Genomic DNA, 18822 nt, shown 5'->3' with positions numbered 1-18822 from the left:
GTATTTATTTTTTTAAGAGGATTCTTATTTTTTGTGCTGCTTGATTTCTGTATATCTGTACTTCTAATGCCCCTTTCCAATTATTACCTTGATAAGAGTTCATAAGGTCTGCCATTGTCATTATTTTTTTTCCTTCGGATCCAATAATCACATCTCCTTTTTTCAACTCTGACTTAGCTATTACAGATCCTTCTTTTATCTCTAAAACTAAAACTCCGGAAGTCTCATTTAATCCGGAAGCCGAGCGTTCTTCTATCGTTTCAATGTTTTTTAGTGTAGCTCCCAACCATTGAACTTTGCTTTGTTTTTGTTCAGAAGTTTTGTTCCAGATAATTGGAGTTATTGGCTGTTTTGCCAAAGCTTTTAAATGTTTGTCTTTTACTCCAAATTTATCCATAGGAAAATTGACAAACCCAACTTTTAAAGCAGGTGAATTTTCTAAAACAGTATAATCTGCATTTTCAACATCTGTAAACATCGGATCGCCAAAAGAGCTATGTAAATCTGTTTTGTTTTTTTGTGCTTTTTCCAGTGCTTTTTTATCAGGGAAAAAATTATAATCAACCTCTTTACCCCAACCTCTTAGCCAGATATCTTTATAATCTGTCAGCACAATATTTCTTTTAAAAACATCTCCACTGTTCTTAAACCAAACATGAGGGTGAAAACTATTATTGATGGTAATATTGTTTTCTACTGTTCTGTAAAATCCTTCTCTTAGTTTGATTCCTCCGTTCAAGCAAACGTTGTTTTCTATCTTGTAATTGGTAGAGCCATCATCTAGATCAATATCCCATCCATGATCGCACCTAAATCTGTTGTTTCGGATAACTGTTGTATGAATAGCATCCCACAAAGGCATTTTTGGATTACTTTCTGTAAGTGAATCCATGATACTTCTGTTTGGGTGCCAAAAGCGATCTCTTCCCCAAGAATTGAAAGCACCATGATCTCCAGATTCTAACACCGTGCTAAAAACATCATTATATTCTATGATATGTCCACCCCAAGTTCCATCACATATATTGATTCCTGCCCTAGGAACTTCATAAATGCTATTGTTACTTACAGTAAGATCCATTGCCATGGATATATTAACTCCGGATGTTTGTTTTTCTATGCGTCCTATACGATATATGAGGTTATTGTCTATTGTACAATTTGCAGGGTATTCATCATTTTTGGGACCTCTCACAGTATCTAATTTTGAAGCTTCTACAAATTGCCCATATTGAAAAGAGGGTGAACGAACTGCAGTAGGGCTACCTACTAAATTAATGGCTGTGGCTCCAATATTGTGAATGAGATTGTTTTCTACGGTAACATCTCTGTTGTATTTGCTAACAAAAATGGCATTGCCTCCCAGGTTGGTGAATTCACAGTCTTTAATTCGAATTGCTTCTGACCCTTCCATAAAGATAGCACCTCCTCTGTAAACAGTCCAATCACTTCGCAATAAGGGTTCGTACTTTTCAAAAAGAGTTCGCTTTGTGTGTTCAAAACGAATGCCTCGTATACTCACATTTTTTACAGGATTGTCAACAGTTCCAAGAATGTTGATCAAATGCTTTTGCTGTACTATTTCTATGTTAGCAGTTTCAAGAGTTGTTTCGCTTCTTGGATGAAAGTATAAGGTATTGTTATCGTCTAAAAACCACTCTCCGGGAGCATCTAGTTCTTCAAAAACATTTTCTACCATGCGGTATTTGGGATGCATAGCAGACGGTCTGTTATTTTGATGTCCGCCACTTAATTTCAGTTCTCCTTTATCATCAATTCCGGTTACTAGATAATGGAATCCTCCCCATTCACCTCGATGCATTGCGTGTATAACAGCTCCTTTAGGGTTTATCCATTTTTTGATTCTTTCTTTTGCAATGGCATCTGCTGCGTACCCTTGCCAATGCCCTCCATTTTCGTCATAATTTGGATATCTGGCAGTTATTTGTGGTTGTTCATCTACATAAAGCTGGTCGAATTGTATTCCGTCAGGAACTTTTGCCTTCCAAATATTGTCTTTATGGGGTTGCCATTCTAATGAAAGTTTTTGAGATCCTTTAATTGTAGTTTTACCTCTTCCTTCTCCAATAAATTCTAAAGGACCATCGGATGGCTTGATCGTTATTGCTTTCTCTAATCTATGCGTTCCTGAAGACAAGTAAATGGTAATCTTTCCTTTCTCTCCTTTATTACGCAATGCTCTTACTTTTTTAAAAGCCTGATGTAGGTTTTTGTACGAACTGTCTGAGGTATTATCTACAGAATTTACGAAGAGTGTATGTTCTTTAGGAGAATTGCAAGAGCAAATGAAAATGAGCAAGAATACGTATGAAAAAACCGTTCGTGTCATTTTAGTTGCTTTTTTTGATTTCGAATGCCCAAGCATCATGAGATGGCATTTCATTGTACTTGATACTGCGAACATCAATACGTAATTTCCCTTTGCTGTATTTCCATGGAAGTTTTTTATCGACTCCTAAAAGTTGAATAGAGGCTTTTCTTCCCGGGTTTTCTATGGAAAGAACTAGTTCTTTTTCCGGCCACTCAAAACTAATTGCATAAATATTCTCATTGTTCTTTGTGTAGCATATATATGTTTTTTGAGAAGTATATTTAGCCTTAAGTCCAGAGTTGGTCATGCTTTTGTTTTGAAAGAATGCACTCTTTGGTACAATACTTTTCTTTACTTGCTTTGAACTCCAAAATAACGAGATAGAGGCATTTTGTTTTTTCTCATTGTACTTGACAGTTATCGGATAAGCTTTTCCGGCTTTTAGGTGTATTTTTCCAAGAGTAGAGGATCCTTTTTTTGCACTCATGACTTCCGACTGAGATCCTTTATCTATATAGTTTTGGTTTATGATAAGTTGATTGTTTATGTAGAGTATTGCATTATCATCGGCTTTGATCTCGAAAGTATAGTTTCCTGAAGAAGGGGCTACGATATAACCATTCCATGAAGCAGAAAAGTCATCTTCTTTAATTTTCTTATCTGGTGCATTTCTCACCCAATTAAAGTTGATATTTGAGTCAATTCGTTTTACATAAACTTCTTTTTCTTCTTCTTTAATGCTGTAAGGGGTTGTTTTGTATATGGCTTTGTCATTAATAGAGAGCCACTTTCCTAATTGAATTAATCGTTCTTGCTGAAGTAACGGAATCTGACCGTCAGATTTAGGTCCTACATTAATAATCATACCTCCACCATTGGCTACTGTTTGAACAAATCTATGAATGAGTTCTTTTGATGTTCCATAAGCTTCCAGAGCTTCATTTCTATTGAGTCCAAATGATCTACCCAAACCGCGAACTTCTGCCCAAGGTCTGTTAGTTACTTTTATTCCGGCACTATACTCTGGAGTTAAGAAACCTGTATTAATTCCACCTCCCCATCTATTGTTTACAATGGCATCTTTGCCTACTAAATTGTAATACCAATCAATCAACTCTGCCGAGTGCCATTGTTTGGCAGAATTAAGCCATTCTCCATCTGCAAAAATCAGAGCTGGTTTGTAAGTACTTACAAGTTCTTTGAATTGAGGAATCATGTATGTTTCCACATATTTCCCAATGCTATCGTTAGGATCTGTATACCATCTATGAAGAGGGTGATTCCATTCTGACAAAGAATAATACAATCCCATTTTAAGTCCTTTTTTTCGAACTGCTTTGGTAAGTTCCCCTACAATATCTCGTTTGGGGCCTACGTCTACACTATTCCAATTTCTACTAAATTTACTAGGCCAGAGGGCATATCCGTCGTGATGTTTTGTTACCAAAACAACATACTTGGCACCTGCTTTTTTAAAGAAGTCTGCCCACTCATTCGGATCAAAGAGTTCTGCTTTAAAGAGAGGGGCAAAATCTTTATAAGTGAAATTTTGACCATATGTATTTCTCATAAAACGAGTTCGCAATGTATCGTTTACTTGTAATCCTCTTAAAAACCACTCAGAATAAGATTCTTTACCTCCATAAGCAGGTACAGAATACAAACCCCAATGAATAAATATACCTAGCTTGGCATCTTTAAACCATTGGGGATAGGGGCGCTTGTTAATTTTTCGAATTAAAGTTTCTGTATCTTTTTGCTGAGCAAAACTGCTTGTCCAGACAAAAAATAAGAGAATGTATAGAATCTTCTTGTGCATTGTTTTAACTGTTTAGAGAGATAAAACCTCCATCAATTGGGTAGTTAATTCCTGTAATAAATCCGGCTTCATCAGAACATAGAAAGAGTGCTAAATTGGCAACTTCTTCAGGTTTTCCCATTCGACCTATGGGTTGTGTTTTAGATAATGCTTCAAACATTTCATCTTCTTTACCTGGGTAATTTTTTTGTATAAAACCATCTACAAAAGGAGTATGTACCCTTCCCGGCGCAATAGCATTGCATCGAATATTATCTTTTATATAATCTTTTGCAATTGAATAGGTCATAGTAAGTACCGCTCCTTTGGTCATAGAATAGGCAAAACGATCAGAAATTCCCACACAAGAAGCTACTGAAGCTAAATTTAAAATAACTCCGCCTTTGTTTTTTTTGAATTCAGAAATACAAGCCTTGGCACAGTTGTACACTCCTTTTATGTTCACGTTGTAGAGCTTGTCCATATCTGCTTCTTCTGTGGTTTCAATGGTTCCCACGTGTGCGATTCCGGCATTATTAACTAAAATATCAATTGAACTTTGTTGTGCTATCTTTTGAATGATTTCATTCACGTTTTTCTGATTCGCTACATCACATAAGTGTGCTTGAGCGCGTCCATTTCCTGCTTCAATTTCTAAAACAGTTTCCTTAGCAGCTTCTATGTTAAGATCTAAAATATGAACCTCTGCTCCTTGAGCTGCAAAAGTCAATGAAATTGATTTTCCAATTCCACTTCCTCCTCCGGTAATAATTGCTGTTTTCTTAGCTAAACTAAATTTCATTTTTTGTAAGCTTAGGTTGTTCTTCTGACCATGCTTTTCCGTTCGGAAAGCTATATGTTTCCAACGACTCTGGTTTCATTGTAATACTGTATCCCGGTTTTTCAGGTGGCATATAAGCTCCCTGTTTTATAACCACAGGTTCGAAAAAGTGTTCATGTAAATGATCTACATATTCTATAATTCTATCCTCCATGGTTCCACTTATAGCAATATAATCAATCATAGATAAGTGCTGCACATATTCGCAAAGCCCTACTCCTCCTGCATGCGGGCATACTGGAACATTAAATTTAGCTGCCATCAATAGAATAGCTAAAATTTCATTAACGCCTCCTACTCTACAACTATCTATCTGACAAATTCCAATGGCGTTGGCTTGAAGCAGTTGTTTGAATACAACTCTATTTTGACAGTGTTCTCCTGTTGCAACATGAATAGGGGCTACGGCTCTGGCAATTTTGGCGTGCCCAAGCACATCATCAGGACTTGTAGGCTCCTCAATCCACCAAGGATCAAATTTTTTAAGCACTTCCATATTGGCAATGGCTTCATCTACATCCCATATTTGATTGGCATCCATCATGAGTTTCATATCTGACCCGATCTCTTCTCGGATAATTGCTGCTCTTCTCACATCATCTTCTAAATCTCTTCCTACCTTAATCTTGATGTGTGTAAACCCTTCCTCTTTTGCTTCTCTAGACAAGCGTCTTATTTTCTCATCAGAATACCCTAACCATCCGGCAGATGTAGTATACGCAGGATATCCTTTTTCACGCAACTGTTGTATTCTTTTTTGCTTAGTATCTTCTTTTGCTTTTAAAAGTGCCAAAGCCTCCTCTGGAGTAATTGCATCTGTTATGTATGTAAAATCTACACAGGAAACAAACTCTTCCGGTGTCATATCTGCCAACAGTTTCCACAGAGGTTTCCTTTCTGCTTTTGCATACAAATCCCATACAGCATTTACAATTGCTGCAGTTGCTAAATGAATGACTCCTTTTTCCGGACCTAACCAACGTAACTGACTGTCGCCAGTAATCATCTTCCAAAATGCTCCCATATTCTGGGTAAAGGATTCTAACGGTTTTCCAACAATTAGGTAAGACAAGGATTTTAGTGCCTGTACGCACAGTTCATTTCCTCTCCCTATAGTAAATGTTAGTCCGTGCCCTTCTAATTCTGGGTGGTTGGTTTTTATAATTACATAGGCTGCAGAATAATCCGGATCTGGATTCATAGCATCTGATCCATCCAATGATTTACTGGTGGGAAAACGAATATCTTTCGGAACGATTTCTGTTATATAAATAGAATCAGTCATAAAGTATCTAAATGTTACCTTACAAAGCTACTTTTTGAAAGAGTACTCAACTACCTAAATAATGATTAACAATGATACTTTTTTTGCCTTAAATGCTATTATTGATTGATTTCAGCTATTTTATTATGCTTGTTTAAGTATTCTGTAGGTGCCATTTGCATGATTGCTTTAAATTGCCTGTTGAAATTAGAAATGTTATTAAAGCCAGATTCATAGCAAACATGGGTGACACTATATTTACGCTCCATTAGCAACTTGCATGCATATCCAATTCTAATTTCATTAAGGTATTTAGAAAAGGTTTTTCGGTTTACCCTTTTAAAAAAACGACTGAAAGCTGAAGGGTTCATATTGGCTATTTCTGCTACATCATTTAAGGTAATTTCTCTGTTGAAATTTTTGAATATATACTCGTATACTTTATCAAGTTCCTTGTTGTTTGATGTATCTAATGCATTAACATATCCTTTGTTGGAAAGTAGTTTGTAGTTGCTATGTGTAGCAAGCTTATAAAGAATAGAGATGAATAACATCATTTTATCAAACCCTTCTAAGCGTACAAGCTTTTTTATTTCATCGATAATTTTTTTATTCGGGTTTAAGAATTTAATTCCTTGTTTTGCTCGCTCAAACAGTTGTGAAACTTCCTTTATTTCTGGTGCTCCGAAGAACTCTTTCCCTAGAAAATCTTCTCTAAAATGAATGGCTATACTTTCTGCTATACGTTGGGAATTTTTCTGAAAATACACTTCATCATTTAACCACATATGAGGTAAGTTTTTCCCTATGAGTATAATCTCACCTTTTTCAAACTTCTCAATACTATCGCCTACAAATCGAGTCCCTGTACTTCTTATCATTAACACCAATTCTAACTCCGGGTGATAATGCCATATTTTCAAAAAATACGGATAGCGATTGGTCTTTACGCTAAAAGAAATATCCTTGGAAGTACTTCGATCGAGAAGATGCAGCTTCATTGATGCTTTTGTTTGTTTTTGATTGGTATCAAATGTAGTTATTTATTTTTTTAATGCTATTTTGAGCAAAAAAAGTATCAGTTCTAGCCGAATAAAAGGTAGTGCTTACTTCAGATTGTGTGTATTTTTATTTTTTGAATACTAAACGATCTATCTATGCGCCAAAAAACAATTCATTTAGAGAATTATCAGGTAGAAAAAGTAATCAATTATAAGGTTAACACACTTCTTTTTTGGGTAACTCTTTTATTGATTTCCTTTTCAACATCAGGGTTTTCACAAGAACATGAAGAGGGAAAATATGTAAAAGAAACCGATCCACTTGTACTAAAAAAAATCGAAGAATGGCAAGGGTTAAAGTTCGGGTTGTTGATGCACTGGGGGCCTTATAGTCAATGGGGAATTGTTGAATCTTGGTCTATTTGTCCTGAAGAATACGGTTGGTGTAAAAGAGAGAAAGGGAAAAACCCCGACAATTATTATGCTTATGTAAAGGAATACGAACAATTAAAGAATACGTTTAACCCGGTTAAGTTTGATCCTGAAAAATGGGCAGAAGCAGCAAAATATGCCGGCATGAAATACATGGTTTTCACAACCAAGCACCATGATGGGTTTTCTATGTTTGATTCTAAGTATACAGATTACAAGATCACAGATAAAGGGTCTCCGTTTAGTTCAAATCCTAAGGCTAATATTACCAAAGAGATTTTTAACGCTTTTAGAGGTCAAGGATTATGGGCAGGAGCTTATTTTTCGAAACCAGATTGGCATCATCCGGATTATTGGGACCCTTATTTCCCTCCAAGAGATCGAAACGTAAATTACGAACCTGAAGCGAATCCTGAAAAATGGGAACGGTTTAAAAATTTTACTCACAATCAAATTTTAGAATTGTTAACGGATTATGGTAAGGTTGATATTCTATGGTTAGACGGTGGATGGGTTGCAAAAGAATCTAAAACTGATATCACAAGCTGGTATGACAAGCAACTAAAGAATGCTAAAAACGGTTATTTAAAGCGTAGAAAAGTGAATCAAGATATTCAAATGGATGCACTTGTGGCCAAAGCTAGAAAAAAACAACCGGGATTGATTGTGGTAGACAGAGCTGTTCATGGAAAAAATCAAAACTATTTAACACCTGAAAACAGAATCCCTAAAGAAGCATTGCCATATCCTTGGGAGTCTTGCATTATTGCCGGAGGAGGCTGGTCTTATGCATTTAACGCTAAGTATATGTCTGGTCGTAAAGGCATACATACACTCATAGATATTGTTGCTAAAGGAGGAAACTTACTTTTAAATATCGCTCCAAGTCCGGAAGGAACTTGGGATGAAGGAGCTTACCGACTTTTACGTGAAATAGGAGATTGGATGAAGATAAATAGTGAAGCCATCTACAACACTAATTCTATGGCTCCATATAAGTTCGATCAAGTAGCTATTACTACAAAAAAAGACGGAAGTGTTTACTTGATTTATATGGTACAAGAAGGTCAAAAGGAATTACCTTCACAAATTCTATTTCCAGATTACAAACCGGCTTCAAGAGCTAAGGTCTCTTTGCTGGGTTCTAAAACTAGACTTAGATGGAAACAGACAGAGAAAGGTATGTCTATTTCAATTCCAAAATATTTACAAAAAAGGCTACTCAATACAGAAGCATTTGTTTTAAAAATAAAATAACGTATGAATACCAGAACAGTACGCCATGTTCTTATGGCTATTTTAATAGGGTTTACATTTACTGCTTGCGATAGCGATCAAAAACCAAACCCTACAGAAGCATATCAGATCATTCCAAAACCACAATCTTTAACACCTAAAAAGGGGGCTTTTAAATTTTCATCCAGCACTAAAATTGTACTTTCTCAAGATACTGAAGAGTTACGTTTTTTAGGAAGTTATTTATCCAATATGTTCTCCAAAGCTGCTGGTTTTTCATTAGATCAGAATGTTGCTAAAAGCGCAGGTGACAATACTGTGTTTTTAAACCTAACTTCTATTCAAGGAAATGATGAAGCTTATCATTTAGACATCTCTTCAAAAGGAGTTGTTATAAGTGCGAATCACGCATCTGGACTTATGTACGGAGTTCAAAGTTTACGTCAATTGCTCCCGGATGCTATCGAATCTAAATCGGTTCAAGCAAATGTAACTTGGAGTGTTCCTTCAGTAAACATAAAAGACGAGCCTCGCTTTGAATATCGAGGAATGCAGATGGATGTTTCTCGTCACTTTTTTGATGTTGATGAGCTTAAAATATTTATCGACAGATTGGTGCTTTTTAAATTCAACCGATTTCATATTCACCTAACAGATGATCAAGGATGGCGTTTACAGATCAATCAATATCCAAAGCTAACCGAAAATGGTGCCTGGAGAACGATGAACGGTCATGATGAAGTTTGTATTGAAAGAGCAAAAACGGATCCTACTTTTGAGATACCCAAAAAGCATTTTAAAACCATTAATGGAGAAGAACGCTACGGAGGTTTTTATACCCAAGAGCAAATGAAAGATGTTATCAATTATGCTATGGATAGAGGTATTACCATTGTCCCAGAAATAGATATGCCTGGGCATATGAGAGCTGCTATAGATTCATATCCAGAGTTGTCTCTAGCGTGTAATGAAGATGCTCGTTGGGGAAAAACTTTTTCTGTTCCATTGTGCCCTTGCGAAGAAGGTGTTTTCGATTTTGTTGAAAATGTATTAAGCGAAGTTGCAGAATTATTTCCGGGAGAATACATTCATATTGGTGCCGATGAAGTGGAAAAAGACACATGGGCAAAAGCGCCTCATTGTAAAGCATTAATGAAGCGTGAAGGTTTGAAATCTGTAGAAGAGCTACAAAGCTATTTTGTAAAGCGTGTTGAGAAATTCTTGAATAGCAAAGGCAAAAAGATGATAGGATGGGATGAGGCTTTAGAAGGCGGAATCAACTCAAGTACCACCATTATGTATTGGCGTGGTTGGAGACCGGAAAAACCTGTTGAAGCTGCAGAAGGTGGCCATGATGTAATTATGACTCCTACATCTCACAGTTATTTTGATTATCAACCTAATGGTGAAAGTCTATCTCATGTTTATAATTTTGATCCTATCCCAGAAGCTCTAAAAGGAAAACACGAAGAGAATATAAAAGGAGTACAAGCAAATCTTTGGAGTGAGTATATTCCAAATTTACAACGCTTAGATTATATGTCTATGCCGCGTATGATGTCTATGGCAGAAGTGGCTTGGAGCAATAAAGAAAAAGATGAAACCGACTTTTTAACAAGAGTAGATGGTATCTATCCTCGCTTAGACTTGATGGGAATCAATTTTTATCTTCCAGATCTCCCTAATTTACCAAGTAGTAATGTTTTTGTTACTACAGATACATTGCACATAGAAAAGCCGGATATTATTGATGAAGTTAGATATACAACTGATGGTTCTATTCCTGATGCTAGCTCAACATTGTATGAAAAACCAATCACTGTTACCAGTCCAGTTACATTCAAGATTGGAAGCTTTAGAAAAGGTCGTAGGGTTAAGGTTTATGAAGCCGTATTTGAAAAGCAAACCTATAGAAAACCGGAAAACGCAGAGACAAAACCGGGTCTTGTTCTAAAACGTTACCATGGTAGCTTTTCAAGTGTCTCTGATATGGAAAAGAAAAAGCCAGTAAAATCATCTGTAATAGAAACCGTAAAAATTCCTGAAGGTGGAAAACGTGATAATTTCGGATTATCATACAAAGGATATTTTATTGCACCTAAAGCAGGAGTGTACTCATTTTATCTAAGCTCAGATGATGGAAGTACCCTTGAAATAGGTGATAAAATGGTGATTGATAATGATGGGAGACACGCTGCTAAAGAAGTACGAGGACAGATTGCTTTAGAAAAAGGAAAACACCCTATCGTTATTAAGTTTTTTGAAGCAGGAGGAAGTGAGTCTCTTAAGTTTCAATATCATTTAAAAGGAGTAAAAGAGAAAAAACAACCAGTTCCTTCAAGTATGTTGGGCATCCATCTGAACGGGTTTTGATTAATTTATCGTTTAGAATAAATAAAAACTCGAAGTCAAAAGACTTCGAGTTTTTATTTCCATTTTCAATGAAATGACAGAAAACAGGAACTATTGTCTTGAAGAAAGGAAAATATTATATTTGCTCAGCGTGGTAAGGGAAAAGACCCTACCATTATGCTTCTAAAAAAATTGCTTTTCGTGTATTTAAAAAGAATATAAACTCAAGTGTTTTTTTATTAATTGTTAAACAAGGTGGTATAAACAACCCCTATGTCTAGCAGCAAGTTGAAAATGAAACCTCCAATCATGTTGAGACAAACAAAAAGAATACTATTCATTTGCATTGTATTGCTCCATCAGATAGTCATATCTCAGAATAGCATAAAGCAGCCCAGCTATAAACACAAAAATCATTTCATTGAAAATAAAGGTCAAATTGTTGATCAAAATGGAAATCTCAATCAAGATGTACTATACTTACTTAACACTCCTGGCTTAAATGTACAATTAAAGAAAGACGGATTTTCCTATGATGTATATGAGATAAAGAAAATAAACGATTGCAATGAAGATCCAACTAAATTTTCAAGAAGAAAAAAAACTGTTAAACAAAAAATTTGTTCAGAATATCATTTTCATAGAGTAGATTTTTCCTTTGTTAATAGTAATCCAAACACGAAAATAGAACTCAAACAAGCAACAAAGCAATACTATAATTATTATAATGTTTCAAATACTGAAGAAGGTGTAACACGCGTAAATCAATACAAACATGTAACCTATAAAAATATATATCCAAATATTGATGTAGAGTTTTTTGTTCCAGACTCCAAAACCAAGCCTGTAGAATATAATTTTATACTACATGAGGGTGCTAAGATTTCTGATATAAAAATAAAATTAGAAGGTGCTAATACAAAAGAAGTATCTGGTAATATTGAAATAGACTTGATTCATGGAAAGCTAAAAGAGATAATTCCTAAGAGTTGGGTACAAACCAAAACATCAAAACAGGAAAAAAAATTCAATTTTATTAAAGTTGGAGAGAACACCTATGGTTTTTCTGGAGATGATATAAAAGTTAAAGAGAATGAGAAATTAGTCATCGACCCAACACCCGTTAGACTTTGGGCAACTTATTATGGTGGTGAGGCAGATGAAACCCGATACAATGGTGATGTTGAAACAGATAGTGATGGTAATGTGTTTATTTCGGGGTATACAAGAAGTCATAATAATATTGCCACAGTTGGCAGCTTTCAAAGTACTTATAGTAACACAACAAGTTCTTGGGTAGGCTATTTGGCAAAATTTCTCCCTGATGGAAGTTTGTCTTGGGGAACTTATTTTGGTAGTAGATCTACTTTTAGAGGAATAACCATTGATGTAAAAGGAGATATTATTGGTATTGGAGAAACAACTAGTCATGCCAATATTGGAACCGCTGGTACACACCAACCAAATTTATACAATGATCCTGATAATTTTGAAGATAGCTTTGTTGTTAAATTCAATGTAGACGGAATCAGACTTTGGGGAACGTATTATGGAGGAGAAAGTTTTGATAATCTACTTGGTGTAACTACAGATGATAGTGGAAATATATATGCCGTTGGGCAAACAGCCAGCAATCAAAACATATCTTCACCGGGTGCCTTCAAAGAAGTTGGAAATGTTAATGTCCATAACAATTGGGATAGTTTTGTTGTAAAACTAGATGAGCATGGTAATAGGCTTTGGGCAACATATTATGGAGGGAACGGACATGAACATTTTATTGATGTTGAAATAGATAGTTCCGGAAATCCTTACTTTTTTGGAACTACATCTAGTCGAGATAATATCGCCACAACAGGTATTTATCAAGAAGAATACTCAGATGAAGGCAGTTTTACATGGAATGATACTTTTCTTGTTAAGTTTTCTCCTTTAGGTGATAGAATATGGGGAACTTATTTTGGAGGAGATAGTTATGATAATTCATATGGTATGGTTATCGATTCAGAAGATCATATCATCGTTGCCGGTTCAACAAGAAGTAATGTTTTTCCAACCACACCTGGTGCTCATCAAGATACCAAAGAAGGTGATTATTATAGCTACGAAGGTTTTTTCGGAAAATTTAATTCCAACGGACAAATCATTTGGAATACATTATATGGAGGTTTAGAAAGTGATGAAATTTATAATGTGGATGTAGATTCTAGCAATAATATTTTTTTAGTTGGAGAAACATTAAGCCCTACAGGAATAGCAACCGCAGATGGTTTTCAACCAAATCAAAGTTCATCTGGGCCCGGCTTTAGTAGCACTGATGCTTTTTTGGTGAAATTTTCACCTACAGGTAGCCGAATTTGGGGAACCTATTATGGCGGATTTTCCGGGGATTATGGTTTAGATGTAGAAGTAACTGATGCAGGAGATCTATATCTACTGGGTTATACATTTGGCTCTACTGATTTAGCAACTACAGGAGCTCATCAAGAAGTATTTAATGGAGATGTGGATAATTTTCTAGTCAAATTTAAAGACTGTTTATCATCATTTACCGCCTCTGCTACCGAAGATGTTTGTGTAGGAGGCAATATTTCGTTTCAAGCTTCAGGAGGAGTTTCTTACTCTTGGTCTGGACCAAACGGATTTACGAGTAACGAACAAAACCCTACAATTTCAAATGCAGATTTAAGTCATGGCGGTGTATATACAGTCTTTATAGAATCTGGTGGTGAATGTGATGATACAAGAACTTTTGAAGTTTCAGTTTCTGAAGTACCAACAGCTAATGCTCCATTTACCATTTATGCATGTGAAGATGTATTAAATTCCGGAATTTCAACTTCGTTTGATACTTCAACAGTTCAAAGTCAAATTCTTAACGGACAATCAGGAGTAGTTGTCTCCTATTTTGATAGCAATGGAAATGAGTTTACTAACCTGCCAAACCCTATGACCAATTCTATTCCTAATGGTGAAACCATAACAGTAAGAATCTCTAATGAAAATAATTTGGGGTGTTATGTAGAATCAGAATTTCATCTCGTTGTGAATGGACTGCCATTAATCACAGCAATAGACGATCTCGTTGCCTGTGATGATAATAATGATGGCTATTCTACTTTTGATACTACCGGCATCGAAACTACTTTAATAGGGAGTCAAAACAATGTATCTCTGATCTTTTTTGATGGAAACGGAAATAGTTTACCAAATCCTTTACCAAACCCTCTATCAAATTCAGTTCAAAATACCGAAACTATAACTGCAAGGGTTGTAAATGACAATACCGGTTGCTTTGTTGAAACAACGTTTGATTTAATTGTTAATCCTAATCCTGTGGCTTTTACCTTGGATCAATTAACCGCTTGTGATGATAATGGTGATGGGGTTTCAGAATATTTTGATACTTCCAATGTAGAAAATCAAGTTTTAAACGGCCAAACAGGAATGTCTGTTCGTTATTTTAATCAGAATGGCGATGAATTGCCAAATCCATTACCAAATCCATATACAAATTCCAATCCATATAATGAACTCATAACTGTAAGGGTTACTAATGATAGTTCAACCTGTTATACCGAAACTTCTCTACAGTTACAAACGGTAACACAACCAACCATAAATCAACCTAATAATTTATACGCTTGTGATCAAGGGAATGGGTATGCCGAGTTTGATACTTCCGATATAGAACAACAAATTATTGGGAATCAAACAGGGTTAATCGTTACATATTATAACTCAAATAATGAACCGTTACCAAGCCCGCTACCTTTATCGTTTCAAAATACAAACCCTTTTTCTCAAACCATTCATGTAAGAGTAGAAGATGCTTCAAGTCCTGTTTGTTATTCAGAAACATCTTTTAATTTAATAATAAATGATTTGCCGCAAGTAAACTTAGAAAACGAATACTTTATCTGTAATTTAGAACCATCTCTTACTCTAAATGTAAATTCAGGATTTCATTCCTATACTTGGCTATTTGAAGATGGAACTCAAATTTCAGACACACATAGTGCAGAAATAGCAAATGAAGGAAATTATGTTTTGATAGTTACTCAGATGAACAACGGTATAATTTGTGAAAACTCATTTAGCTTTGACTTAGTTCGTTCTGAATTGCCTGAAATACAACAGGTAAATTTTGGAGATCTAGGAGACAATTATATTGAGATCATTGCTTCTGGTGATGGAAGTTTTGAATATTCTATTGATGGTTTTAATTACCAAGAAAGCAATTACTTTTCAAATGTTCAGGGAGGAATTTATAACGTTTTTGTGAGAGATAAATACGGGTGCGGACAAGATTCAAAAGAAGTAACTATAATTGATTATCCAAAGTTCTTTACCCCTAACAATGATGGACATAATGATCTCTGGCAAATTAAAGGAATCGCTAATTTCCCTAATGCGGAGATCTCAATTTTTAACAGGTACGGAAAACTAATCACCAAAATGTCATCCAATAGTTTAGGTTGGAATGGTCAATACAATGGCAAGCTAATGATGTCAAATGATTATTGGTTTAGAGTAGACCTTGGTAATGGACGATCTTTTTCCGGAAATTTCGCATTGAGAAGATAAAATACTAATTTTAAACTGGCTGATTTCTATGTGAGATTTTCTTCTCATTCTTAATTCATAAAAATTATAGCCAAAACCGTTGTACGTAATTAGCCCAAAATGCCAAAGAATACAATTTCATTACTGATAGTCATACTAATTCTACCCTTTTCTAAAAGTTACGGGCAATACCTTATTTCTGGGCATATCGATGGAAAAGAAAAAAATGCAACTGTTTATTTGAGTTTGTTAAGATATGATGAAGAATCATTGATTTCAGATAGTCAAGTTTTATTTTCAACAAAAACAGATAGCCTCGGGTATTTTAGATTTCAAGGTCAATTACTTTCTCAAAAAGATAAAATATATCGTATACACACCAATGCGTCTGACACAAACGGTTTACAATTGGTTAGTGATATAGATAAAAGTAATTACCACAACTTTATTTTTTCAAACACAGATACAATTTTTTTTAAAAAGACTAAAGATCATTGGTTTATTCGTTCTAAAAACACGAATACATCCGATACAGAATGGCGCAAACTAAAATTATTTGAAGAGCAATTAGTAAGTGAATATACAAATACAAAAAATAAAGAAGCGAAACGACAAACTGTTAATGATTTTTCTGAAAAACTTAAATCCTACAGTAAAGATTCAATTGAATCTTCCTTAGTTAGACTTTTGGCTTTTTCTCGTATAAAAACAAACAATTTTGATTTAAAAACTGATTTCGATAACAACCCTCAATTTTATGATAATTTGTTAGAATCTTTGAAAGCCGATTATACTCAAAAATCATACTACCTTCAATATAAAGATGAATTGTCAAAAATTACAAATGAGATCGTCTTACAAAAATATAAACGCCACAGGGCTCTTAATTATGTTCTAGGTTTTCTTGTTTTATTATTGGCTTTTCTTTCACTTTTACTCTTCAAAAGACTAAAAGTTGCTCTACCAAAAAATATAAAATCGAAAGATCTAAACTCAACACTGACCAATCAAGAAGAGAAAATTGCAAAACTTATTTGTGACAATCATACCAATAAAGAAATTGCACAAATCTTATTCATTTCATTAAGTACAGTTAAAACCCACGTTAGGAATCTTTACGGAAAATTTAATGTAACCAATAGGAAAGAATTTATAGAAAAATTCAAAAATCAACCCTAGGATTAGTACCAAACTCATCCCTCATAACCATAAAAACAACCGTTACCCCTCTATACTTTTGTTTCTGAATTTTTAAACAAGACAGAAATGAAAAAATCATTCTTATTACTTCTTATCAGCATCGTTTTTCAAATTTCTCATGCGCAAGAAACAGACGTTAATAAAGTCTATAAATCTGCAATTAAAAATTACGAATCTAAAGATTACAAAAAGTCAGCAAATGATTTTACTAGGGTTATTGAATTAATTGATGGAATTGAAAATCTTTCCGATTATGTTTTATTTATAGGAGCAAGTATTTTTTCTGGCAATAAAGATGAAAAAGAAACATTTAGGATCTTAAATTATTTGGTTCACAAGCGGTTTTATTCGAACATCGATAAGTTTAAAAATCAAGACGTGTTTAAACATTGGCAGAATAAAAAAGAGTATCAAGATATTCTTTCAAAGATCATTGAGAATAAGAAAACCTTTCCTTCCAGAAATAGAAAAAAAATTACAACAAAACTGCTTGAAGCTAAAGCATTATTAAAAGAAGATAACGGCAAGCTTTGGGGACATAAAATCTGGAGTGATAATTTAATTGTTATTGATTATGATAAAATTATTTACAGTCTTGTAAAACTATCTGATTCAAAATCGGACAACGATACCCTGTATTACAAAACTATGGAACCAAACACATTAGTGTTTGTAAATACTACGCAAAAATATCAAGATAAAGAGTATGCAACAGTTTTACGTAATTACTTAAAGGACAAAAGCTCAACTATAATACACGAGTTATTTCATTTATTACATCATAAATTCAGGAAATTAAATGGGAATTCTATCGATTATTTAGATGAAACCGATGCGCGAATTTTATTACGATTAGAGTTTCAAGCATTAAAAAATGCTTTAACCACGATCATTGAAAATAAAGACGTTGATGAGGTGAAAACTTTCCTAAAAGATGCTGTTGTTTTCAGAAAGAAAAGGCAGAAAAAGTATTCAAAATATTTAAATGATGAGGTTGAAATTGAAACGTTAGAAGGGTTAGCAAACTATACCGGTTTTGTGCTTTCTTCCTATGAAAACAAATATAAAAAAGCGATTGATGAAATTGAAGAAAGAGAAAGAGCAAAAACCTATACCCGACCTTTTCCTTATGCAACAGGCCCTGCATATGGTTTAATTTTCGATTATTTAAAGATTGATTGGAAAAAGGGACTTGATCAAGTCTATAACTTTGCGAAAATTTACGAAAACAGTGTGCTCAATTCAAAATTAAATGTCTCTAAAAAAAGACTTGTTCTAGCTCAAAGAAGAAATAATTTTACTGAAATATATGAACAAGAAAAGCAACGTGAAGAAGAGCAAAATAAGCTAATTGCATACTACACAAATCTTCTAATTAAGGAACCAACATTAAAAGTTCCTGTTTCAGATTTTGACAATTACGGACGAACATATAATATGAATGGTACAATGACTCTCAGGGGAGTTGGCACTGTTTATTCAAGTATCAAAGGACGAGATACATCAAAAGGAGAAAACTTTGGTGACTTTTTTACAACAGAAGGTAAAGATGTACTTGGTGTTGCAGGTGTTTTAGGTTATGAAAAAGATGGAAAAAATTATTTTGTGTTTCCTTTACCTACAAAAATAACTGACACAAAAATAATTGGACAATTTTATGAAATTGAGCTTAATCCGAACTGGAAAGTTATCAAACAAAAAAATGGCAATATGCAAGTTGTAAAAAAGTAGCACTCTTATTCAAGGCTGTTACCTTTAGTTAAAAGGCAACTTACATTTTGCCTATTATTTTATTCTTTA

At 34.5% G+C, this 18822-nt stretch carries 10 protein-coding genes; 5 read left to right on the top strand and 5 right to left on the bottom strand.

Translation table 11 applies throughout. The features are described from left to right. Positions 1-4: 4 nt before the first annotated feature. The 5 genes from ACFSRZ_RS06750 to ACFSRZ_RS06730 form a co-directional block, all read right to left on the bottom strand. Entirely contained in the window at positions 5-2350 is a 2346-nt protein-coding gene (locus tag ACFSRZ_RS06750) for a right-handed parallel beta-helix repeat-containing protein (RefSeq protein ID WP_379665776.1), read from the bottom strand. A gap of 1 nt (position 2351) precedes the next feature. Continuing rightward, positions 2352-4151, bottom strand: coding sequence for an alpha-L-fucosidase (locus tag ACFSRZ_RS06745; protein WP_379665775.1), 1800 nt, complete (start codon positions 4149-4151; stop codon positions 2352-2354). A gap of 4 nt (positions 4152-4155) precedes the next feature. Continuing rightward, a complete protein-coding gene (locus ACFSRZ_RS06740) occupies positions 4156-4932 on the bottom strand; it encodes an SDR family NAD(P)-dependent oxidoreductase (protein ID WP_379665774.1) in 777 nt (258 codons plus the stop codon). Continuing rightward, complete coding sequence (locus ACFSRZ_RS06735) at positions 4922-6256, bottom strand: L-fuconate dehydratase (RefSeq protein ID WP_379665773.1); 1335 nt, start codon at positions 6254-6256, stop codon at positions 4922-4924. The genes ACFSRZ_RS06740 and ACFSRZ_RS06735 overlap by 11 nt, the downstream gene beginning before the upstream one ends. Positions 6257-6354: 98 nt before the next feature. After that, the gene (locus ACFSRZ_RS06730) at positions 6355-7236 is read right to left on the bottom strand and encodes an AraC family transcriptional regulator (protein ID WP_379665772.1); all 882 of its coding nucleotides are present in this window, start codon (positions 7234-7236) and stop codon (positions 6355-6357) included. Positions 7237-7392: 156 nt separating this feature from the next. Between ACFSRZ_RS06730 and ACFSRZ_RS06725 the strand changes: the two genes are divergently transcribed. The 5 genes from ACFSRZ_RS06725 (at position 7393) to ACFSRZ_RS06705 (ending at position 18753) form a co-directional block, all read left to right on the top strand. After that, the gene (locus ACFSRZ_RS06725; RefSeq protein WP_379665771.1) at positions 7393-8925 is read left to right on the top strand and encodes an alpha-L-fucosidase; all 1533 of its coding nucleotides are present in this window, start codon (positions 7393-7395) and stop codon (positions 8923-8925) included. 3 nt (positions 8926-8928) lie between these two features. Continuing rightward, positions 8929-11277: a family 20 glycosylhydrolase gene (locus ACFSRZ_RS06720; protein ID WP_379665770.1), complete on the top strand. Its 2349-nt coding sequence runs from the start codon at positions 8929-8931 to the stop codon at positions 11275-11277. Positions 11278-11529: 252 nt separating this feature from the next. After that, entirely contained in the window at positions 11530-15843 is a 4314-nt protein-coding gene (locus tag ACFSRZ_RS06715; protein ID WP_379665769.1) for a DUF7948 domain-containing protein, read from the top strand. A gap of 99 nt (positions 15844-15942) precedes the next feature. Beyond that, the gene (locus ACFSRZ_RS06710) at positions 15943-17001 is read left to right on the top strand and encodes a response regulator transcription factor (protein WP_379665768.1); all 1059 of its coding nucleotides are present in this window, start codon (positions 15943-15945) and stop codon (positions 16999-17001) included. An 87-nt stretch (positions 17002-17088) separates the two neighbouring features. Further along, positions 17089-18753 (top strand): hypothetical protein, encoded by a 1665-nt coding sequence (locus tag ACFSRZ_RS06705; protein WP_379665767.1) that lies wholly within the window; start codon positions 17089-17091, stop codon positions 18751-18753. Positions 18754-18822: the final 69 nt, after the last annotated feature.

The sequence above is a fragment of the Pseudotenacibaculum haliotis genome (genome assembly GCF_042684245.1).
GTDB classification, from domain to species: domain Bacteria; phylum Bacteroidota; class Bacteroidia; order Flavobacteriales; family Flavobacteriaceae; genus Polaribacter; species Polaribacter haliotis_A.
Note: the sequence above shows the minus strand (reverse complement) of the source record. Positions and strands in the feature narration are given on the sequence as shown.